19 protein-coding genes and 3 pseudogenes are annotated in these 20,518 nt (G+C 35.5%); 12 read left to right on the top strand and 10 right to left on the bottom strand.

What is annotated here, in order from left to right; genetic code table 11:
- Positions 1-125: 125 nt before the first annotated feature.
- Positions 126-389 (top strand): annotated as a pseudogene (locus tag FTU36_RS15055) (DUF523 domain-containing protein); the annotation flags it as partial.
- Between the two features lie 126 nt (positions 390-515).
- Here FTU36_RS15055 and FTU36_RS15060 read toward each other — a convergent pair.
- Positions 516-1,304, bottom strand: a complete 789-nt coding sequence (locus tag FTU36_RS15060; protein WP_038350081.1) for an aminoglycoside adenylyltransferase domain-containing protein — start codon at positions 1,302-1,304, stop codon at positions 516-518.
- Positions 1,305-1,581: 277 nt separating this feature from the next.
- Between FTU36_RS15060 and FTU36_RS15065 the strand changes: the two genes are divergently transcribed.
- A protein-coding gene (locus tag FTU36_RS15065; RefSeq protein WP_099046175.1) for an IS3-like element ISAba14 family transposase occupies positions 1,582-2,726 on the top strand; the annotation gives its coding sequence in 2 pieces (ribosomal slippage) (positions 1,582-1,846 and positions 1,846-2,726; 1,146 coding nt in all).
- A 172-nt stretch (positions 2,727-2,898) separates the two neighbouring features.
- On the opposite strand, the gene FTU36_RS15070 is transcribed toward FTU36_RS15065, so the two are convergent.
- Positions 2,899-3,120, bottom strand: a complete 222-nt coding sequence (locus FTU36_RS15070; RefSeq protein WP_004658364.1) for a helix-turn-helix transcriptional regulator — start codon at positions 3,118-3,120, stop codon at positions 2,899-2,901.
- 194 nt (positions 3,121-3,314) lie between these two features.
- Here FTU36_RS15070 and FTU36_RS15075 point away from each other — a divergent pair, with 194 nt between their 5' ends.
- Positions 3,315-3,566: a hypothetical protein gene (locus FTU36_RS15075; protein ID WP_004658363.1), complete on the top strand. Its 252-nt coding sequence runs from the start codon at positions 3,315-3,317 to the stop codon at positions 3,564-3,566.
- 252 nt (positions 3,567-3,818) lie between these two features.
- On the opposite strand, the pseudogene FTU36_RS15080 reads toward FTU36_RS15075, so the two are convergent.
- A pseudogene (locus FTU36_RS15080) lies at positions 3,819-3,962 on the bottom strand (antitoxin HicB); the annotation flags it as partial.
- Between FTU36_RS15080 and FTU36_RS15085 the strand changes: the two are divergent.
- Positions 3,962-4,186: pseudogene (locus tag FTU36_RS15085) on the top strand (efflux RND transporter permease subunit); the annotation flags it as partial. The pseudogenes FTU36_RS15080 and FTU36_RS15085 overlap by 1 nt on opposite strands.
- Positions 4,187-4,270: 84 nt before the next feature.
- Here the strand turns inward: FTU36_RS15085 and FTU36_RS15090 are convergent.
- Entirely contained in the window at positions 4,271-5,158 is an 888-nt protein-coding gene (locus FTU36_RS15090) for a cation diffusion facilitator family transporter (RefSeq protein WP_127800877.1), read from the bottom strand.
- Positions 5,145-5,549, bottom strand: coding sequence for a hypothetical protein (locus tag FTU36_RS15095; protein WP_180004480.1), 405 nt, complete (start codon positions 5,547-5,549; stop codon positions 5,145-5,147). The genes FTU36_RS15090 and FTU36_RS15095 overlap by 14 nt, the downstream gene beginning before the upstream one ends.
- 79 nt (positions 5,550-5,628) lie before the next feature.
- Here FTU36_RS15095 and FTU36_RS15100 point away from each other — a divergent pair, with 79 nt between their 5' ends.
- Positions 5,629-6,042: a Cd(II)/Pb(II)-responsive transcriptional regulator gene (locus FTU36_RS15100; RefSeq protein WP_005245163.1), complete on the top strand. Its 414-nt coding sequence runs from the start codon at positions 5,629-5,631 to the stop codon at positions 6,040-6,042.
- A gap of 41 nt (positions 6,043-6,083) precedes the next feature.
- Here the strand turns inward: FTU36_RS15100 and FTU36_RS15105 are convergent, their stop codons facing one another.
- A complete protein-coding gene (locus FTU36_RS15105) occupies positions 6,084-7,283 on the bottom strand; it encodes an integrase arm-type DNA-binding domain-containing protein (RefSeq protein ID WP_005245164.1) in 1,200 nt (399 codons plus the stop codon).
- Positions 7,284-7,925: 642 nt separating this feature from the next.
- Here FTU36_RS15105 and FTU36_RS15110 point away from each other — a divergent pair.
- Positions 7,926-9,308, top strand: coding sequence for an IS200/IS605 family accessory protein TnpB-related protein (locus FTU36_RS15110; protein ID WP_168370265.1), 1,383 nt, complete (start codon positions 7,926-7,928; stop codon positions 9,306-9,308).
- 30 nt (positions 9,309-9,338) lie between these two features.
- Positions 9,339-9,557 carry a hypothetical protein gene (locus tag FTU36_RS15115; protein ID WP_000550047.1) on the top strand — a complete coding sequence of 73 codons (219 nt, stop codon included), beginning with the start codon at positions 9,339-9,341 and terminating at the stop codon, positions 9,555-9,557.
- Between the two features lie 144 nt (positions 9,558-9,701).
- On the opposite strand, the gene FTU36_RS16915 is transcribed toward FTU36_RS15115, so the two are convergent.
- Genes FTU36_RS16915 through FTU36_RS15130 form a run of 4 tightly spaced genes read right to left on the bottom strand, consistent with a single transcriptional unit; the run spans position 9,702 to position 15,850 of the window.
- On the bottom strand, positions 9,702-9,809 hold the full coding sequence (locus tag FTU36_RS16915; RefSeq protein WP_372551473.1) for a hypothetical protein: 108 nt from the start codon (positions 9,807-9,809) through the stop codon (positions 9,702-9,704).
- 60 nt (positions 9,810-9,869) lie between these two features.
- Positions 9,870-13,070: a site-specific integrase gene (locus FTU36_RS15120; protein WP_127800785.1), complete on the bottom strand. Its 3,201-nt coding sequence runs from the start codon at positions 13,068-13,070 to the stop codon at positions 9,870-9,872.
- A 4-nt stretch (positions 13,071-13,074) separates the two neighbouring features.
- Positions 13,075-15,414 (bottom strand): hypothetical protein, encoded by a 2,340-nt coding sequence (locus tag FTU36_RS15125; RefSeq protein ID WP_127800787.1) that lies wholly within the window; start codon positions 15,412-15,414, stop codon positions 13,075-13,077.
- On the bottom strand, positions 15,401-15,850 hold the full coding sequence (locus FTU36_RS15130) for a hypothetical protein (protein ID WP_127800793.1): 450 nt from the start codon (positions 15,848-15,850) through the stop codon (positions 15,401-15,403). Before FTU36_RS15130 ends, FTU36_RS15125 begins: the two co-directional genes overlap by 14 nt.
- Before the next feature lie 317 nt (positions 15,851-16,167).
- Between FTU36_RS15130 and FTU36_RS15135 the strand changes: the two genes are divergently transcribed.
- The 5 genes from FTU36_RS15135 (at position 16,168) to FTU36_RS15155 (ending at position 19,822) form a co-directional block, all read left to right on the top strand.
- Positions 16,168-16,335, top strand: a complete 168-nt coding sequence (locus tag FTU36_RS15135) for a YhfG family protein (protein ID WP_000946583.1) — start codon at positions 16,168-16,170, stop codon at positions 16,333-16,335.
- Positions 16,336-16,347: 12 nt separating this feature from the next.
- Positions 16,348-16,944 (top strand): putative adenosine monophosphate-protein transferase Fic, encoded by a 597-nt coding sequence (locus tag FTU36_RS15140; protein ID WP_179990952.1) that lies wholly within the window; start codon positions 16,348-16,350, stop codon positions 16,942-16,944.
- 349 nt (positions 16,945-17,293) lie between these two features.
- Entirely contained in the window at positions 17,294-17,551 is a 258-nt protein-coding gene (locus FTU36_RS15145; RefSeq protein ID WP_004726728.1) for a hypothetical protein, read from the top strand.
- A gap of 700 nt (positions 17,552-18,251) precedes the next feature.
- The gene (locus tag FTU36_RS15150) at positions 18,252-18,557 is read left to right on the top strand and encodes a helix-turn-helix domain-containing protein (protein ID WP_000366814.1); all 306 of its coding nucleotides are present in this window, start codon (positions 18,252-18,254) and stop codon (positions 18,555-18,557) included.
- Positions 18,557-19,822: a type II toxin-antitoxin system HipA family toxin gene (locus tag FTU36_RS15155; RefSeq protein ID WP_000934717.1), complete on the top strand. Its 1,266-nt coding sequence runs from the start codon at positions 18,557-18,559 to the stop codon at positions 19,820-19,822. The genes FTU36_RS15150 and FTU36_RS15155 overlap by 1 nt, the downstream gene beginning before the upstream one ends.
- Positions 19,823-20,518: the final 696 nt, after the last annotated feature.

Consider the following 20,518-nt stretch of genomic DNA (forward strand, 5'->3'; position numbering starts at 1 on the left):
TATAATCAGCGAAGAATTCAAAAAGGCTTGGATTTTAAGACACCAAATCAAATGGCAGAAGACTTTTATCGGTTAGCTGCCTAGAATCTCCCAAGTGAAAGTCTCCTGCTAATTCAGCACACATCAAAGCCTGTGTAATTGAAAAATCAGGAAAGGATGTGACTTCAATCTATATTGAAGGGGCATATAGAACTTTAAAAAAAGTTCAATTATTAAAAGCTACTCTGGTAGTGCTTAAAGAAAATAGCCCTTCATGTGGTAGTTCAATGATTTACGATGGTCAATTTAATGGGAATAAGATCTATGGCAATGGAGTTACCTCCGCTTTGCTTAAACGTCATAATATAAAAGTCATTTCAGAAGAAACTTTTTGGCAACTTTTACCCTAGTTCCTCCGCTTTTATTTAAAATCTTCATGCAACTCCAACCACGCCCCCCTTTGCAATATCAAGTCTCTTCGGTATTTAGAGATATAGTGAGGTAATAATCTAAGAAGCATATCCATTACTTCCACATCAGTTAAAAAGTAGTGGTTCAATTTTATGCTGTAATTCTTTAACAATTTTAGCAAGCTGATCATGTAAAACTAACCAACATTGCTCATGACCTTGCCCAATATATTCATCTATTATGAGTTGCAAAATGTCTTGATCTATCTGACTTAAGAATTCTAAAAACCATGTCGCAGCAACATCCTTGGCAACTATTGTTTTATGATCTAATGTATAAGCTATACGGCATAGCGCTAAAATTTGATTACATTCATCCTGATCGTCTTTCCAATGAGCAATAATTTGTGGATAAGTTTTTTGCATGGCAAATATTAATTGTTCATAGCTAATTGGATTTAACCAATCGCAAATATCAGGTCCAAAGATAGTAATGTTATGTAATTGGGCAGTTTTAAGTAAAATACTAATATCTGGATCAGATTGACTATAAAGTAATTCACCTTTGAGTAATTCTTCTCTCAACCACTCGCCATATTGTAGCTGATATGTATATGGATGATTTTTATTGGTAATACTCCCTTTTTCTAATATCGTAATTTCTAAGGCACGCGCTGTAGCATGACCAATCGGAACAGATATATTTAGAAAATTCTGCGCTAATTGTTTTCTTTCCTGATCGGTAATTTCACGTTCAATAATAACTAAAATATCAAGATCACTTTTATGTTTTAAACCACCATCAACATACGAACCATATAAATAAATAGCATAAAGCTTATCTTTAAAATTTTTTTGTAAAAGCTGTTTTACACTTTCAACTTGGCGACACTCTTCATCATTTAAGCTTTGCATATGATTTTTAATTTAAAAAAATAAGTAATGAATTCATAGAGCATTATACAGAATAAGTGTAAATAATTTAATCAATTAGTAAATAACATACTATTTTTACAATATATTTACTTTCAATATAGAGTTTAATACATAAAACTCTATCAATCAAAAAAAGCTTGAAACAACATCTGAATAGTAAGAGTCATTTCCTCCTCACTTAGAGATGGATCCGGAAATTTGAACAACTCCTATAAGTGATACTCTGCTCCTCAAATGATGTTATAAACATCAATATATGGAGTATTTTATGGCACGTAGACCAAGAAGAAATCATTCAAACGACTTTAAGGCTAAGGTAGCACTTGCTGCGATCAAAGCAGAAAAAACACTTGCTGAATTGAGTTCTGAGTTTGATGTTCATCAAAACCAAATTATTGACTGGAAAAATCAATTGATCTCAGCTTCCTCACAAGCTTTCGATCAATCAAAAGCTCCATCAGAACCTCCCATTGATCTTAAAAAGTTACATGCAAAAATCGGTGAGCAGGCATTAGAAATTGATTTTTTAGAAGGTGTGTTGAAGAAACTGGGCCGCTTCAACCACAAAAGTTAATCGATCACTCACTTCAGATTTCAGTATCTAAACAAGCTAAGTTACTGAAAGTCTCTCGTGGTTGTTATTATTATCGCCCAAAACCTGTTAGCTCATCAGATCTGAAGCTGATGCGATGTATTGATGAATTACATATGCAATATCCTTTTGCAGGCAGTCGTATGATGCGTGATTTGTTGAATCGTCAAGGGCATCATATAGGACGACGTCATACACGTACTTTAATGAAGAAAATGGGTATTCAGGCGTTATATTGCAAACCAAATTTAAGCCAGGCTAATCAAGCTCACCGTAAATATCCATATCTGCTCAAAGGATTGGCTATTCAGCGCAGTAATCAAGTGTGGTCTACGGATATAACGTATATCCCTATGGCAAAAGGCTTTGTTTATTTATGTGCTGTGATTGATTGGCATAGCCGCAAGGTACTTGCGCATAGGGTATCGATTAGTATGGAGGTGGATTTTTGTATTTCGGCTTTAAATGAAGCGATTGAAAAATATGGATCACCTGAAATATTGAATACAGACCAAGGCAGTCAGTTCACCAGTGATGCATTTATTGATGTATTGAAATCAAATGGCATTCAAATCAGTATGGATGGTAAAGGTCGATGGGTAGATAATGTGATGGTTGAACGATTATGGCGGAGCGTTAAATATGAAGAGGTGTATCTCAAAGCTTATAGCAGTGTCACAGATGCGAAAAAGCAATTGAGTGCATATTTTGAGTTTTATAATCTGAAACGACCTCATTCGAGTCTAGACAAAATGACACCAAATGAGTTTTACTATGATCAGCTACCCCAACAAAACAAGGTGGCTTAACTAGAGCGGAATATCACTTATAAATACGCTTTTAGTTGTTCAAACAAGTGGAACCACCTCTGTTTGTAATGATATTTTATAAAATTCAATATTAGATCTGCAGAGAAAAACTTATCAAACTAAGTATTGGCTAGTCTTTTTCTTCGAAAAACTTATCAAACGAAGTATTAAGTTAATCTTTTTCTTCAACTTCTTCCTTAAACTCAAACAAATCATTCATCGTACAGTTAAAGTACTTACACAACTTATCGGCGACTGGTAATTCAATACGTACAGCACGGTCATAATACATACTTGTGAGCGTGTTGCGATTGATACCTGTTGCATGCACCACTTCACTTAATTTTAAAATTTTTCTATCGCCCATGAGGCTAGATAACTTACAAGTAATCATATTTAAATTAATTTACAAAAAATAACTTGCTGTGGGTTATTTGAAGTTGTTGACTGAGTAATACTTTGCTAAAATTAACCTACAGCAGGTTATTACAACTTATAGAAAGTATATTTTATCCATTTCAACTAAATTATAACTTTTTAAATATAAGGATTGAACCTGCATTAGATTATTTTGTGGAGATGACCGCCGTGTTACCAAATGAGTTATTGATCAGCCAGCAAGCTCGTGACTTAGGAAATCAATTAATTAAAGAAATGAACATCAATAGAAGTTATGGAATGGCTAATTTTCTTGGAGTAAATACTTGCTATGATAATCATCAGGCTGTACTTATTTGGACATTTCAACTGCTTGAAAGGGAACCTGCCTTAAATGAATTAGCAGAAATTAAAAAATATTTTCTTTTAATCTTTCCAGATAGTGTTTATCAATTAGCCTAAGTTGTTTTTAAAATTAATTTATTAAATAAAAAGCACTAAATCAAAGAAAGCTTTATTTAAAAATACCTATTAATTCAAAAACATACCATTTACTGAATATATGAAGCATAGGTTCCTGCTCTATCACTCACTCGTACTAAAATTACATCGCTCTTTTTACTGATACTAAACAATTTATGTCCACGCCACGTTCTGCGGCTTCGAGGGCTAGTTTTTGTTGAACCACTGAGAACAAGGACAACAAACTGCCTACTATATTTTCCCGGAGAGTGGTGTAGGAACTTTTTCATTATTGCTAATCATATCAGCGACAACATCAGCAACGAGCTCCTCTATTCCTGAGAATGCTTTAGACTGATCCGCATCAAGCCAAGACAATGATGGAAACTCAGCACATCATTCGTTTAAGACCTATTTTAATGACGGCACTGGTCGCAAGTTTAGGTTTTATTCCAATGGCGTTAAACACTGGAATTGGTGCAGAAGTACAACGACCACTAGCAACAGTTGTTATCGGCGGTATTGTATCTTCTACAATTTTAACTTTGTTTGTATTGCCTATTTTATATCAATGGGCGCATGGCTCTGAGAGTAGCAAACAGCAATCCGACGAAATTTAAAATCAAAAAAAGCAGCTTAATTACTAGGTTATGCCTAATTAAGCTGCTTTTAATATTGTATGCCCAACATTTTATTGATAAAGCTTACTGCGCTTCATCCCGACAATTTTCATTTAAAAACTCAAACTCTATCGTTGTATGCGATAAATGATAGGAAGATAATTTAGCTGCAACTTCTTGTTTAAGCCTAATTAATTCTTTAACGTCAAAGTTGTCACTCAGCTCAAGGTGCGCTGTTAAAACGTGACTTTCACCATCTAGTGACCAAAAGTGCATGTGGTGGATACCATTAACTTCAGGAAATTCCATTAGTGATAGTTTAATACGCTTTTGAGTCTCTTTATCGGGTGCAGCTTGAAGAAATAAAACGAGTGTTGATTTCAGGTTTTTGAAAACATTAAACAAGATGAACAGCGTGAACCCTATTGATAAAAGGGGATCTAATATCGGCAGTTCAGCGAACAACAGTACGATAGAGACTATAAGAACGGCAACCCATCCAAGTACATCTTCAAGAAGGTGCCATGTCAGCACTTTCTCATTTAATGTTTCACCCGCTTTTAATTTTAATACAGCATATCCGTTAACGGCAACGCCGAGTATCGCTAGCCCTAACATCCCCTCGACTACAGGCATTTCAGGATTGGACAGCTTTGGAATTGCTTCAAATAAAATCCAAATTGAGCCAATGATTAAAACAATACTGTTTATCAATGCGCCAAAGAGAGTAAGTCTACGATAACCATAACTAAACTTATCTGATGCTTCTTTATCTGAAAAACGACTTAAAATCCACGCAAAACCTATTGAAAGACTATCACCAAGATCGTGAACTGCATCTGCCATTATCGCCGTACTGTTAGTGAGCCAACCACCTATAAATTCGATAATAGTGAATGTCACATTAAGGAAAAATGCCCAACCAATACGGTCATCTTTACCATGTTGATGACTATGATTATGGTTGTGCATTTTGTACCTCTAGTACTTTTCTATTTCTTAGTTTTGATACATTCATATTAATCAAGTGACGTATCAAGCGTTGATATATCCAGCGTTTGAACCCCGACAAGTTAGTCCCTTTTTCGAAATAGAACTCATCAGGGGAATCATAAAGCCCAAAGTCATCATGAATACCTTCTTTTTGAATATAGGTATTTTCTCCACGCCAATCTGTATCTGGTGATGAAAAGCACTTTGTTGCAACACCATAACCACAAAAATCATCTTTTACAAACTGATAAGCGGCACCAATTTTGTTGAAGTTATCCAAGTTTTTCCACCTACGTTGATCGATCAAGGATTGGATATCTTTGTGTTCAAAATTAACGATATTCGTATTGTTTAAATATTTCTCAGTCATTTTTTATATATCCTTTTCGTTGCATACTTATACTATAGACTCTATAGTAACTATAGAGTCAAATGTCTGGGGGAAATTGATGAAAATAGGCGAATTGTCAAAAAAATCGGGCTGTTCAATACAAACGATTAGATATTATGAAAGAGAAGGATTACTGTTAAATCCAAATCGTTCAGAAGGTAATTTCAGGCTGTATGATAGCAAAGCACTTAAACAATTGGAATTCGTAAAGCATTGTCGCAGCCTAGATATATCACTCAATGATATTAAACGTCTTATCGAATTAAAAAATAAGCCAGAAGAAAGCTGCTCTAGCGTTAATGCATTAATTGATCAGCAACTTGCACTAGTGAATAAACGCATGAAAGAATTAAGGGCGCTTAAAGCTGAATTACAACAAATGGCTAGTGCTTGTGGTTCGAACAACCCAACATACTCATTATATTCTGCTGACCATGTAACACGGCAAGTATATTGTTTACTATCCATTTGAAACCCCATAATGTTTTAAGTCTATGTATAAAAGTACGATTTTCACTTAGCAGTACTTAAATAATCACCCCACCACTGCATCATTTCAGTCCGCTGGGCTAAATAGTCAGCGTGATTATAGCTGGCACGGGTACGGTTCTTATCAATATGTGAAAGTTGTGCCTCAATCCAGTTATCCTGGAACAAACCTGAGTCATTCAAAATGGTACTAAAAGTGGAACGTAGTCCATGAGAGGATAATTGATGTTTTCCATAGCCCATCTTACGTATAGCCATATTTAATGTATTAAAATGAATCGGTTGATTATGTTTCCGTGGGCTAGCAAAAATGTACTTTTCACCGTATGACCATTGCATGACGTCTTTTAAAATATCTAAAGCCTGATCTGAAAGTGGAACTAAGAAGTCGGGAATCTCATGGCCTAATATGACTTTTCGTCGAAACTGTTTAATATGCAAGGCAGGTATTTTCCAGACTTTTTCATTTAAATCAAAATGATGAGGCTCAGCCAATAACAATTCAGCCCCTCGCACGCCAGTATGTAATTTGAACAGCAGTGCTTTTTTAATAATCGGATGGGCATCCAATTTTTGTAATTTATACTTAAAATCAGATATATCCTCCGCTTTCAAATACGGATAATTTTTCTTGATTTTACTGTTAATGGCGATTTTATTTAAACCATGCGCGATGTTGAATTCACAATAACCCATCGCTACAGCGTAGTCATAAATTTGGTTCAAATAACTACAAGCTTTCTTGACAGGTTCTTTTACTTGGCGTCCCTCTATTTTTTTGATTACTGAAACCAGGTCATAACGCTTGATGTTTTGAAAAGGTAGATCCTGAAGGTCTGGATAAATATCTTGCTGTAAGCATCTTTCTGCTAACTGTAGTACACCACAGCGGGGTAGATCGTTGAAGGCATTTTTCAGTTTGAACTGTAACCACTCCTCCCCGACCTTACCAAAGGTGATGACATTAGAGGCAGTATCTTGTTCAAAACAGAAATCATTGTCTTTAAAGTCATCTCTGACTTGTCGTGCCTTTTTCAGCGATAAATCAGGATAACGACCTAACTGAATGCGTCGACGTTTTTTAGTTTGTGGATCTGTATAGCGATAGCACCAAGATTTTCTTCCACTCGGCTCAATCTTCAGGCTAAGCCCATCTTCATCGGATAAAAAACTGGTTTTTTCCTTACAATGAGCTTGGCGAACTTTAATTTCAGTAAGACTCATGGAATTTAAATGAAACCTAACAATGGGTTGATTGGATCAATTATATCAAAATAGAACGCTTTATGTATGATGCGTACACTACGCATCATATATATTTGTAATATATTGTTTTATATATTTAATATTTTAAGTATTTGTATTTTAGTAACCATTATAAGTACCACCTCTTCTTTAAGTTCCCAACAACTCACTTTTTCTGTCATCAATGTTAAATAAGTCTTGTGCTTTAAATTCTTAGATGACCTCCTCTACCCTTTATTATCATTTTTATAAAAGTAACTATATGTACTCATTAAAATTTGTAGAGCTCAAAAACAAAAAAGACCGCTATATAGCAGTCTTTTAACTTAATTAAATAATAATTAATTCATTTTCATCATAAGTGCATAAGCATCACGTTTGTTTTGACGCAATGATTCTATCTCGGACTTCGTCAGCTGTTTTACGAGAGTAATTAACTATAACTAAAAATATAGACAAATATTTGCATAAGTTCTCATTTTGTCTATGTCGATTCAGTAGTGGCAAGGTGGGTATTTATTAGAGATTTAAATGATTATCTTTTGTATTTTAGGTGAGTGTCTTGGTATATTAGCATCCATATCTATTGATTATCCAATCCCTTAACCTAGGCATGACTTTGTGAAATTAACACGCATCCACCATTGTAAAAACTTGAATGTGCAAAAGTACAAACAGCTTGAGAAACAAGCTGTTTTACTTGGTCGTATTCGTAGCGAGGTGTGGGCTAAATATGGTGCTATTTCAGGTTTGAATATCAGTGACAGAGCTATTCGTGATGCGTGGATGAAAGAAAGTCGTGACTTTGGTGTTTCTGCAAATGCGTGGAAAGAAACGCTACGTGATTGCATAGGTGATATTAAAGCCTATCGAGAAGCATCAAAAGACAAAGTAAAGCAGGCGATCCGAAAACGCACCTCCTGTAATAATGAACAAAAAAGACTATACACCTTGCTTAAAAAAGATGAATGGATGACTGATAATTTCCTCCATCGTCAAATGCGTAATCACTTTAAGCATGGTGTTAATCACACACATAATCAAATTATTGTTCGTGCGGATATGTGTAAAACTTTTGAGTTAAATGGTCAATGTTGGCTTAAAGTGCCGAGTCTAGTCCCTCGACAAACCATTAAAATTCCACTAAACACCACTGTTGATTTTGCGCCACAAGGCACACTTAGAATCATTCTAAAAAACGGTAATGTTGAAGTTCACTCAACTTATGATGCAGTTGAAACACAGGATTGTGGTCAGGAAACCGTAGGTGTTGATAAAGGTTATTCAGAAGCCTTTGTGGATTCTGATGGTGAAGTATATGGCAATGGTTTAGGTAAATTGATCTCAAGTGAATCAGACTACCTAAATCAAAAGTACAAACGTAGAAATAAGCTCAGAGCGATTTCTAAAGCCAAACCGCACAAGAAACAGAAAATTGAGTTAAATAATCTAGGTCGAAAAAAACTAGATAAGCGACAAGATACTCAAAAAGCAAAGCTCAAAACATTAATATTTACAGCAACTCACAAGTTGGTTGATAAAGCCAAAGTGATTGTTGCGGAAGATTTAACATCCCCAATTCAAAGTAAACGCAACTATGGCAAAAACACCAATAGACGCTTAAATACATGGGCTAAAGGTTTGTTAGCTAATGCCCTAACTTCTATATCTCACCGTAGAGGTTCTACGGTGCATCTAGTCAATTCTGCATATACTTCGCAAAGTGATTCTTTCTTGCATGGCCTTTTAATAGGTACACGTAAGGGAGATCGTTTTCACCGTTTCAATGGGGAAGTTGTGCAAGCTGATTGGAATGCTGCGAGAAACGTGCTTGCAAGATTAAACGACAATGAGATAAGTCGTTATACGCCTTACAAAACTGTAAAGCGTATATTGCAAGAACGGACTGACCGCTACAAGTCGGAACTGACCGACTCAGGCTCTAGTTACACGCTTGGCAACAAGACATTAACAGAGTGCGAATTAGTCCTTGAGTATGTTTGAATACATTTTAAGGAACAGTAGGATAAAAACATGCACTTATTTAAATTAACTGACGAACAACTCGCACAAATTCTTATCCCGAAACGATTTGTACCACCTACTCCACCTGAACATGAAGGCAAGAATATGGTCTATGTATTTGATAGTGAGGATAAGTTTGAACTGACTTATGATGAGCTGGTGGAAATCATTAGCAAAGCTAGAATGGCTGGTCCGAAGTTGATACCTGTCTTAGGCACCGTGAATTAAATTGTGCAGTGTTCGCACGCCACTTGAAACATAACTTGATTGGAAATGAATTTGGGCTGAGAAAAATTCAGTTCAAATTTAACCTGACGGGCACACTAAAAAATGGGTAATTGTCAGATCGAGTTTGGACTACAACACTTTAGCTCATCGATTTACCATACCGCTAATCTTCACACCATTTTCGTAAATCCAGCGATCAAACTGTGATACTACATTCCGCTTATTAATCCAAGTCAGCATGGTGCTTTTCATAAAGGCAGTTTACTTATAAACAGGGAAATTTCTAAACAATTCCCCTTTAACATGCTTAGGCTATTTGATCCAGAGTTCATCTTTTTGCATCATTTTTAACATTAAATTAAATATAACCAGCGGAGTAACATTTTTTTTGTTAGAGCCGACAACTCTTTGAAAACTAAATTTAACGGTTCGCTCAGGAGCATCCAAATTAACTGGGTAGTTTTGTTTTTCTAAATACAGATGATCTCCTAACATTGGCTCTATACCAGTAATAAAATTAACAATTTGTTGCTCATCACCTTTCATTCGGCATTGAAAATGTAGAAAATTCTTACGCAGTTTTCCAAATAATAATAATATTTTAAGCGCCTTAACCATGTTCTTTTCTTTCAGTGCATCTTGCTGCCTATCATCTTTATAATGAAAATCAAGGAGAGGAATTATTTCATCTGGACGAGTCAGTTTTTTAGCCTTTTCGTAAAGTTCATCAAACCAACTCTCTTCTAAATTCTTACTATAAACATAATTCGTTTTTAAATTAAATTTTTGGCGATCCATCCATTTAGTGCTCATCCATTGACATCGTTGCATCCATTCTTGAGCTTGGGTATCTTCGCTTAATCGACCTTCTCTAAAACTTATCAAACGTTGAAAAGGTGTCAGAGTACTCTTCTCTATACTAAACTTCTTTTCTTGTCGGCCAGCCATCGTAACTGGCTGTGTTTGCTGATAAGAATTAAACCATTTCTGCTGCTGAGTATAACGATTTAGGTTTATGTAGTCTGTACTTGACTTCACTGGACTAAAACACTGTTCTAATACTTTTTTTGAAATGATACACGGCGAATTATAAATTCGATCGACTGCTAATAAATCCAAAACATGAAGGTAATTTGAAGCCGTTTGCTCAATACTGCTATGCCCCATCCAAGAGGCGAGCACCTGCCATTTATGTTGAATAATCTCTTCTTGAGCACGTGCTTTCATACCAAACAATAAATCCCTCATCTTTTTTGCTTTTACCCAAGGACAATCTGTGTAGGTCTTGATCATTTCTTTTGAACCGAGCAAAGTTATTGCTAGATAGTTAGCAGCACTGTGGCGTAATGTATGAAAACTAAAGCCATGATGCATACCTAATATTTGACTAAACAAATCTACTGTAATTTTGCTGATACATTGATCAGTTAATACACGATGATTCACACTAAAAAGTAGATCATCCTGCTGATTAACCAAATATTGCTCATAACGATGTTGTATGTAACGTTGTACTACTAAAAACTCATGTTCTGACAATGCAATTTTCAATGGTATTTGACGATTCGCACTTCGCGTTTTCAGACGGCGATATGAATTGTCTTGGATATGAAGCGTGATATTATTAAAAACTGTATTTTCTTTTTCTTTATAAAGTAGCTCTGGGCAAATAATATCTTGTATTTTAAGACAACGAACTTCATTTAATCGAAGTCCAGTTCTATAACTTAGTAAATACATCAGCTTTAAACAACTCAGATGATCGACCCACTCTGATGCCGTTGGCTCTTGACTTAAATTTTCTAGTTTTTCCAATAATTTGCCAAATAGCAAAGGACTCACTAGCCGTGCATTGCAAATTTGTAAATGCTTAAAACTTGAATTCTGTAACACCAATACCCCTGGAGCATCATAATTCTCTATACAGAATTGATGAAAATCTTTTAGGCGACCAAAACGGTATTCTGCGCTTTGGTGCATCTTACGAGAGGTTTTTCCTTTCACCGAATCTCGTTGAACTGCTTTTTCATCACGTTCACTGCTGTATTTCAATAGCTGCCGATATAAATCCTCATAGTCATCTATGGATTGTTGCTTTAAATCTAATTTATTGAGCCAAATCTCAAATATAAATTCTTTGCCAAACGATCCTAAGTAGCTTTCAATAGTTGATAATTGAAGCCCTCGTTTTTTTAAATGCATTAACCAGTGAATTAAGCGTAGTTGAGCATCAATTAAAGACTTTTCCTCCGTATTAGCATCAACTATCTTCTCCTCTAACACCCTTCTAGTTTCTTGCCAAAAACGTAGCGTGCGTTCTTCTTTATTCCTCTTTTTATCTAAACGCTCAACTTTTTGACCTTTACGTTTCTTTTGACCAAACAACATCAACTCATACGGAATCGTTTGTAATTTGCTTTGAACAGTCGGAACTTCAGGAAGTAACTGCTCTTGTTCAAAATGAATAGGGCGATTATCTGGTTCTGTGACTTGATTGTAATCATTATTCCACAGCAATCTAAATTCGGATGGCCTTAAAGCAACAGTATTAATCTCTTGCTGAAGCACATTACTCAAAAATATATCTATGCTGAGGTTTGGATTAAATTCGAGTACCATTTGCACATCATTAAATGCACGAAATCCACGGCGTTTAATTTGATATTGCAGATCCCCAAGACTTTTTTTCCTGCCTATCTTACTCAAGCTTTCTAAAATACAATCTTCAACTGAATGTTGCAGACAAAATTCTTTCTGAGCAGCTTTCAACTTTTTTAAATATTGCAAAATGAACTGCGCATATGGGTTAAAAAAAACATGTTTCCATTGGTACAACTTTCCCTGTTCTACATCGTTGCCATATTGAGAGTTTTCAACACGATAATGTAGTAACAATGGATTAGTGATTTTTTTGTAGTCCGAATGGTATAACCGAAAACAATTCAGATCTGTACCAAGCTCAATGGCCTCCTGCAATTGCTTCTGAATAGCAATCAAATGCTGTTCATCTGCACAGCCTGAAATATATATAAAACTTAAGCATAAATTTCCCCATAAGTACTTTGGTTCATTCCAATATTCAAATGAATCTTGCCAATACTGCCTTAATTCCTTAAGTACATGGATATGTAGATGCCCCTGTTCTAACCGTGACTCTGTACTCTCAATTTTTCTAGGCAGTACGATCCGTTTAGTATGTGGATTTAGCTTAATTCTGTATGATTTTTTATCTACATTCTGGTTGAATTGCTTCCTTCTTTTATTAAATTCATCTTCAGTAAATTGCATCAGTTTTGATTGTTCGTCTCGGCTCAACTTTTGACTCAAACAATCAACACTATCTTTAATGTCATGCCATTTTTCAGCGATCTGCTGATCAAGTTTTTGCTGCATTTCTTTCGTCAATACTTCAGGTGGAGAAGGCTGTCTATCTAGCGACTTTTTCACCATTTTATGAATATCAACAAATAGATCATCTAGTTGTGGTTTTATTAGTTCTTTGATTTTTTGCATACAACTATTTTCGCTCTAAGTGTTTAATCGATAAAGATTTGACATTATCTTGCAATTGCTGGCGGGCTTGCTGTACATAGACATTCGGGATAAGTGAAGAATGCGGATGAAAAGCCTCTCGGTCACGTTGGTCATGACCATACAGGGCCTGAATTAAGTGAAAAGCTAATGCTGGTTTACCCTCTTGCTGCTCATGCATCAAAAAGTTCATGTCAAAATGACGTAACCAATTCGAATACATATTCTTTGGAAAGACTCCTTGCATATATGAATTCACCCATTTTCTCGATAAAGGGATTAACTTAATTTTCCTGCTCTGCCATTCTTTGACAGTTATCGGCAAGATATCTTTACTAAAAATGACCTTACCAAAAAGATCATTTACAGTTATCTTCTTCTTTGCAAAGACTTGTCTAAAAAATGAACCGTACGCTTCAATAATTTGTTCTAAAAAGGCAGTGTAATTTTGCAGTGTTTTTATGAAAAAATCAGATAAAGGGATAAAACGACCATCTTTTCTTGCTTTACTATTTTTTTTATCATTCACATATAAAAGCTTGAGCTCAACACAATAATCATCCAAATTCCCCAACAGGTTTTTTTTAGGCCGACTTGCCAAACTCAACAAACTGATATGCCACATCCAACACGCATATGCATTAAGTTGATTAATAATGTGCTTATCTTCTTGGATGTTTTCGTGACAATGTCTATGTAAAATATGGAATTGCTCTTTCACAAAATTGGGTTCAAGTGCCAGTTGGCTCCCTATCCTTCCTATAGATAATGCAGATTGCACTTTGAATTGTTGTTGCAATATTTTTAGTTCAGCCGTGTCTTCAGTAAAATGTGTGGAATGTGGTGTAAGTGCTTTTTCTAAAAAGGCTAGATATGTGCTACTGAGTTGAGTTTTCGGTAGCCCGCCATAATAGATACCAGGCATGTGATGCTGACTATCCCGCCCAGCAATTACATGAGCAAGATATTCATTATATGTTTCATAATATATATGAAAATATAATTGAGCCTGCAGTTTTTCTACAGTGATCGAACCTACAAACCGATTATCAAGCCAATTCTTAAGTTTCGTATTAATGTGTGTTGATGAAATTAGTGGATTCGATGCTTGTTCTATATAGTCAAACCAAGCAGAAGGTAAATGTAGTTGATGTGTCATCACTTCATTCCACCGCACATGATTTAAGCTCTTAATCTTCTGCTCTGTAATTTTAAGATTTAATTTGAGTAAATATTCGCGACGTCTACTTGAACCATTCTGGATCAAAATTCCATCTTGAATAAGCTCGTTAAAATCCATCAGTGCGACGGGTGATAATCCCGTCAAAAGTGACAATAAACATGCTGCAGCGATTGCAGCATCCCTCCAGTGCCCGGATAACTCGGTTCTCAACACATAAACAATTTGCTTCAGTATATCTGGCGCCAAATAATGTGGATTTGTAACAAAAGGAGCATGACGGCGCTGGCGATGCCGCATTAGATGCGTCGCATTATCGCTGAGTATATAATTTAAATTTTTAGACTTTTCATCTTCTGAATAAAACTCCATTTCAGGATCTAATAGATCAACTTCACCCTCTTCATCTTTGTGAAGAGCGGCATCATAAATACTAATCTTTGCGTTATGTCCAATATCTACTTGCTTACCCGTTTTAATTTCACGAAATTTTTTGAGTTCATTTTTCGTCGGCCATTGCAAAACTTTGCTTTTTTTTGACTTACGCTGACGATGAACTACACGACGATCATCTAGTCTTTTAAAAATTATTAATAGAGCCGATAAATACTCTATGACTTGTACTTGTTCGAAATCTTTAATATTAAAAAGTTGATTACGATCCTCTTTTTTCAAATTACGTTCGTACGTGACATAACAATTTAGCAGCTTACTACATTCATGAAATAATTCAGCATGATTAGAATCCAGCACATATCGTGAGACATAGCGTAATAGGTCACAAACATGTTTTTGCTTATTCTCAGCTTTATCAATTTTTGCAAATTCTTGATACTGCCGATATGTTAAAAAACTCGCTTGTAGAATCAAATAACGTTGCGATGACAGCTCTTGTGTATTACTAGAATCTGGACATGCAAAAAAACTCACAGCAGCTAAAAAAGAATACTTACCGATCTGTCTGGAGCCTGATATATAGCTATAAATTTGTTGTGCTAATTTGTATAGAGCGTAGACATCTTTATACAAATCATCTGATAGATCGACAAATTGTGTATTTACAATATCATCACGTAATAGACAATAATCTTGTTGATATTTTTCTGCTAAATCTAAGAATTGCTCTTGTGTTTCAATGTTTGGCATATTCATTTTCGCTTAATATTTTTATCACGTTGCATTGTTTAAATTCATTGTGATCAGAACGATTTGGTAAAAGTTGATCCTTTATTGAATTCTTTGTTAGCTTAAAAAATCTTGCAAAAAATTTAGCATCCAGTTCTTTCTGAGCTTTTCTTTCAAAGCACAAGTGTTGTTGTGATTTTTCGATAAAATCATCAAGATTATGTATCAACTGTAAGATTGCAACATAATTAGAATGCACACGTAAGCCTGGCTCCGTTTGCATTAATAGCAATATTTTTTGCCAAATTTTCACATAGATTATTTTGAACTTTGCTTGTACTACTACTTTCTGGCTCTGTTTAATCTTTTTGATTTTCAGTAGTTCTGAGTTAATTTTTACTATCTTAAATTGAACATTTTGTCGCTCAAAGCAAAAGGGCATGATAAATTGCCCCATAAATATCTCTATATTTTTTACTAAATAGTCAAATTTTAACATTTTTATCGATATAAAAAATGAGCATATCTTTGTATATTAAAATTCATTTAATTTATCAACTAAATTTTCTCAAAATTACAATTATCAACAAATACATATGGTTTACTTATCATGGGTGGTCTAAATTTTAAGAATTCTTCCACTTTTTTTTAGTTTTCTGTTATTACATGAAACAATACCGTTGTATTACATTTTAGAAATGCTGTGTATGCAGCATTGATCAAAAAGATTCTCTGCTATACTTACTTCACGTGTAGCATCAATGGAGTTTCGAAATGCTCAGAACCACTGAACAGAAAAGAAAATATATTCAAGCGACACGTTCGCAAAACTATCAAGCCAGCCTAAAGCTTGAAGGCATTACAACGACAGCTCAAACAACTCAACAAAGTAAAGCTGAAATCTTGCAAAAATATAAGAAGTATTCGCAACCCGAATCTTAGTCAGGTGCATGTATGGATAAATATGGGGAAATGGGTGACAGCCTGTATTGTTACCCTGGCACAAATATCCTAAAGAACAAACTCAATATTCGTGATGAACAAATTTTAGAACAAGCTGAACTAGAACTGTCTGGATTGGCAAGTAACTTAATTGAATATGCTGAACCACCTTACGACTTACAATACTTAAAATCAATTCATGCGCAGCTCTTTGGCGACTTATACGACTGGGCAGGAAAGTTAAGACAAATCGATATTTCCAAAGGTGACACCCGTTTTTGTAATTTTTCCCGTATTGAAATTGAAACCAATAAACTACTCAAACCGCTTCAAGAAAAAAAATACTTTCAAGGCTTAGCACCACAACAACTGATTCCTCAACTTGCCGACTTGTATTGTGAGCTTAATGTCATACACCCATTCCGTGAAGGTAATGGACGTACACAACGGATTTTCTTTGAGCATCTGATTGCTCATTGTGGTTATGGTATTGATTGGTCTCGCATTGACTCTCAACAACAATGGATTCAAGCCAATATTGAAGGTTTTTATGGTAATTTAAATCCATTAATTAAGATTTTTGAAATATGCTTTATTCAAAATACCTAAAATTTAAGTAGTCGAAGCCCACAATCCTTAATGAGCCATCATCTTTGCTTCAATCCACTGATTAATTTCCCAAATAAACCAACAATCACGATTCTTAGAAATCTTAATACTCTTCGGGTAATTTAGGATCGTAATATTCAGATTACTTATCCAGAATTGAATAGATCGTTAACTTAGATAGACTTTTAAGCAATGTAACTTGCCGCATGTTTATCAACATATGTCTCAAAAAAGTCTGCCCATACATAGATTTATGGTGTTTAGTGCTTAAATTTCAGATTAATCTTCGTCTGATGACCTGAATGGATGTTACAGATTACATGCAGGTGAATTACTCTGTGGCTGTATCATGGCTTTTGTGCAATCCAATCCATTTGATCCGAATGTTCTCTTTTGCAATAAAGCAGCCTCTTCTGCTTTTCCTGAACCAACGAACTATGTCATTGATTTGATTCAACCGACAACAGTGATGCTGAATCAAATCTCCAAAGAAGGGATTAAATGCAAGAAATGTGGTAAGAAAAAGATAGGGGATGGAAGTTATTATCCGTCTAATTGGAACCAGCCCATGAGTCGAGATCAGTTGAGTAAGAATCATTTTAAATGAATAAGAGAAGGATGGCTTACCTCACTTCTCCGAATAACAATGCTATGCTTTTCAACCAAGGTTATAAATTGGCAACTACATTTCATTCTTCTTCATGCTGGTCCTATAGCCTGTAGACAATTACTACATCATTTGCATTCAATGCTCAATACAGCCTGTCAGCAGAACCGCAGCGATACTTTTTTTCGTGCATACATGTAGTGTTTAAATCCATTCATTTTTCAATGATCCTCTGCCGTTTATCACATTTATGGTCGATCTTTAACCTTGTGAAAAATGCACATACCGATCCCTTCAAACTGTCAAATTTATGTATGCATGACATTTAAAGAAAATTATCTGATCAATTTTTTTAGGTAAAATTCATCAAGAAAAAAGTTATTATTATTCATAACATCACCAATAACCACATAAAAACAATAATTTAATAAATTATTCTTCCAATTTTTTTATATTTAGTGTTATTCGAAGAACCCTTTCTAAGTAATGTGACCTATTAGGAAAAATGAAAATACTGAAATCTCCGTATCAACAATCAGTCAAAGTACATCCTGATGATTTTCTGTAACCGATACCCAAGGACTATACCTACCCTTCTGATGTGCTGTGCAACAAAGCCCTCCTTAGCCACACTATAGCTATAGATTAATTCCATTATTTTGTGATTTAATTAAATTATTCATTCTTAAGACCCAATTTAATGGATTTATATTTCACTAAACCAGAAGAAGTTGTGACTCTTTTAGGTGAGCGTTTACGTAAGCAACGACTCTTTCTGGAGATGTCTCAAGCTGAGGTAGCAGCACGCGCTGGTGTCGGCGTGAATACAGTTTCGAATCTTGAAGCGGGACGAAATGTATCTGTTGAAAATTTAGTCCGTATTGCAATGGTCTTGGGTCGATTAAACGAACTTCAGGAACTATTTAAACCTCAGCTTAACAGTGTGAATGACATTCTTCGCTATGAGAGTCAAAGTAAGCGCCACCGTATTAAGAGGAAGGGATAATGCTCAATAGACTTAATGTTTATTACAACGGTTGGGGCGAATCATGGTTATGGGGAACGCTGATTAGTTCAACAGCCACGACAGGTAGACCCACCATTGCTTTTGAATATAGTCCAGAAGCAATACAGCAAGGTGTTGAGCTCTCTTCTTACTTGCTGCCTTTAAAAGGTCTACCATTCAGACAAGGTTTTCCTACTCATCAAATGGGACTCCCAGGTCCAGTCTATGACGCTTTACCAGATGGTTGGGGCATGATGTTGATGGATCGATATTTCAAAAAAATTGGCTTAAATTCAGCACGAATTGGACCTTTGGAGCGTCTGACCTATATTAGTAGTCACGCAATGGGTGCCCTCTCCTTTGAACCTTGTGTTGCTGACATGCAAACCTCAGAAAATATCCCTTTACAACAACTGGCCCAGGAAGTTCAAGAAGTACTCAAAGGTGAAGGTGGTGAATTTCTACAGCATTTATTGGTCATGGGTGGCTCCCCTCAAGGTGCCAGACCAAAAGCGTTGGTTTACCGAGATCCTGTCAATTTAGAGTTTTCGACTCAAGATTCTGATCAACATGAAGCCTGGCTGATTAAGTTTCCTGCTCAGCAAGAGCATCCTGAAGTCTGCGCCATTGAAGCCGTCTATGCAGAATGTTTGCGACTTTGTGCAATTGAGACTCCAGATACCCATTTCTTTAATTTGCCCAATGGTTTAACGGCTTTTGCTTCTAAACGATTCGATCGTCAAAATGGTATGCGGATTCCAATGCAGAGTTTGGCTGCATATACAGGAGCAGACTATAAAGTTCCAGGTAGCCTAGACTATCGCAATTTTCTCCGGGCAACCTTGATGTGTACGCAAGATGTACGAGAAAGATTGCATGCTTTTAAACGTGCTGTGTTTAATGTGCTTTTCAATAATCGGGATGACCATACTAAGAACTTTTCATTTCTCATGGAGAAAAATGGTCAATGGAAATTGGCTCCAGCCTATGATGTGACCTTCTGCGAGGGTCCAGGTGGTTATCATCAAATGGACATTATGGGAGAAGCGCTCAATATTTCCCGAAATGACATACATAAACTCGGTACTTCAGAAGCTAATCTGACTACTCTAGAAGTCGATGAGATCATCTTGACCATGCGTGAAATTGCACTTCAATTTAGTCAAATTGCGCAGCGCCTGTATCCCCATCAAATTCGAGAATCTACCCTACAGATGATTCAATCACGGATTCAACAGAATATTGATTTTTTAACTGAAACCTAAGCGTAAATATAAACTAAGCGCCAACCATCAACTGCAAATAGACTTTGATATAGTTAGTCGCTACATAATCTGTAGAACCTGTGAATTAGCTCTCTTTATAATCACGAATATTAGATGGATCACCGCCAAGATATATTCTGCAAACGTGAAATCACTACATCCAGATCGAAAATCACTAAGAAAAAACTGTCACCAAAAAAAGGTCTGCACTATGGATAGATGCAGACCAAACTCTGGATAACTACCAGCACGAGAAATATGTCGCAATTTTGCATAGACATGAATTTGATAAAATCAGCCCAGAAAGCCAGAAATTCATAAAAACTATTTCATCAATCCCCTATAACTTAATCACGTTCATGGTCGATCTTAAATCTTGTGAAAAGTACTCATGCTGACCTAGCCAAACTGTAAAACTCATGTATTCATAGCCTTTAAATGAATCTTTCAATCGGTATATTTAAGGTAAAAACTAGTAATCAGAAGTTATTATCACCCCCATATAAAACAAGGATCAACTTAAAAACAATAACTTAGTAAATTATTCTTCCATTTTTTTTATATTTAGTGTTATCAGGTGTAGATGAAAACCCTGTTTCATCAACATAACCTAATATAATTTCACCACGTGCCGCTTGCTCTCGTAATTTTTCAATCTGCTGTGTTGCTTGTTCAAATGCAATCGGATCTCTTTTT

Source organism: Acinetobacter sp. YH12096, from assembly GCF_013419215.1.
In the GTDB taxonomy this organism is placed as follows: Bacteria; Pseudomonadota; Gammaproteobacteria; order Pseudomonadales; family Moraxellaceae; genus Acinetobacter; species Acinetobacter amyesii.

Coding starts and splice junctions, on each gene's coding strand:
- FTU36_RS16915 (WP_372551473.1), bottom strand. CDS start 9,809: ATGAAAAGCACCATGCTGACTTGGATTAATAAGCGGAATGTAGTATCA.
- FTU36_RS15100 (WP_005245163.1), top strand. CDS start 5,629: ATGAAAATAGGCGAATTGTCAAAAAAATCGGGCTGTTCAATACAAACG.
- FTU36_RS15150 (WP_000366814.1), top strand. CDS start 18,252: ATGGATTTATATTTCACTAAACCAGAAGAAGTTGTGACTCTTTTAGGT.
- FTU36_RS15130 (WP_127800793.1), bottom strand. CDS start 15,850: ATGGGGCAATTTATCATGCCCTTTTGCTTTGAGCGACAAAATGTTCAA.
- FTU36_RS15115 (WP_000550047.1), top strand. CDS start 9,339: ATGCACTTATTTAAATTAACTGACGAACAACTCGCACAAATTCTTATC.
- FTU36_RS15090 (WP_127800877.1), bottom strand. CDS start 5,158: ATGCACAACCATAATCATAGTCATCAACATGGTAAAGATGACCGTATT.
- FTU36_RS15145 (WP_004726728.1), top strand. CDS start 17,294: ATGGCTTTTGTGCAATCCAATCCATTTGATCCGAATGTTCTCTTTTGC.
- FTU36_RS15060 (WP_038350081.1), bottom strand. CDS start 1,304: ATGCAAAGCTTAAATGATGAAGAGTGTCGCCAAGTTGAAAGTGTAAAA.
- FTU36_RS15135 (WP_000946583.1), top strand. CDS start 16,168: ATGCTCAGAACCACTGAACAGAAAAGAAAATATATTCAAGCGACACGT.
- FTU36_RS15070 (WP_004658364.1), bottom strand. CDS start 3,120: ATGATTACTTGTAAGTTATCTAGCCTCATGGGCGATAGAAAAATTTTA.
- FTU36_RS15140 (WP_179990952.1), top strand. CDS start 16,348: ATGGATAAATATGGGGAAATGGGTGACAGCCTGTATTGTTACCCTGGC.
- FTU36_RS15105 (WP_005245164.1), bottom strand. CDS start 7,283: ATGAGTCTTACTGAAATTAAAGTTCGCCAAGCTCATTGTAAGGAAAAA.
- FTU36_RS15120 (WP_127800785.1), bottom strand. CDS start 13,070: ATGCAAAAAATCAAAGAACTAATAAAACCACAACTAGATGATCTATTT.
- FTU36_RS15155 (WP_000934717.1), top strand. CDS start 18,557: ATGCTCAATAGACTTAATGTTTATTACAACGGTTGGGGCGAATCATGG.
- FTU36_RS15125 (WP_127800787.1), bottom strand. CDS start 15,414: ATGCCAAACATTGAAACACAAGAGCAATTCTTAGATTTAGCAGAAAAA.
- FTU36_RS15095 (WP_180004480.1), bottom strand. CDS start 5,549: ATGACTGAGAAATATTTAAACAATACGAATATCGTTAATTTTGAACAC.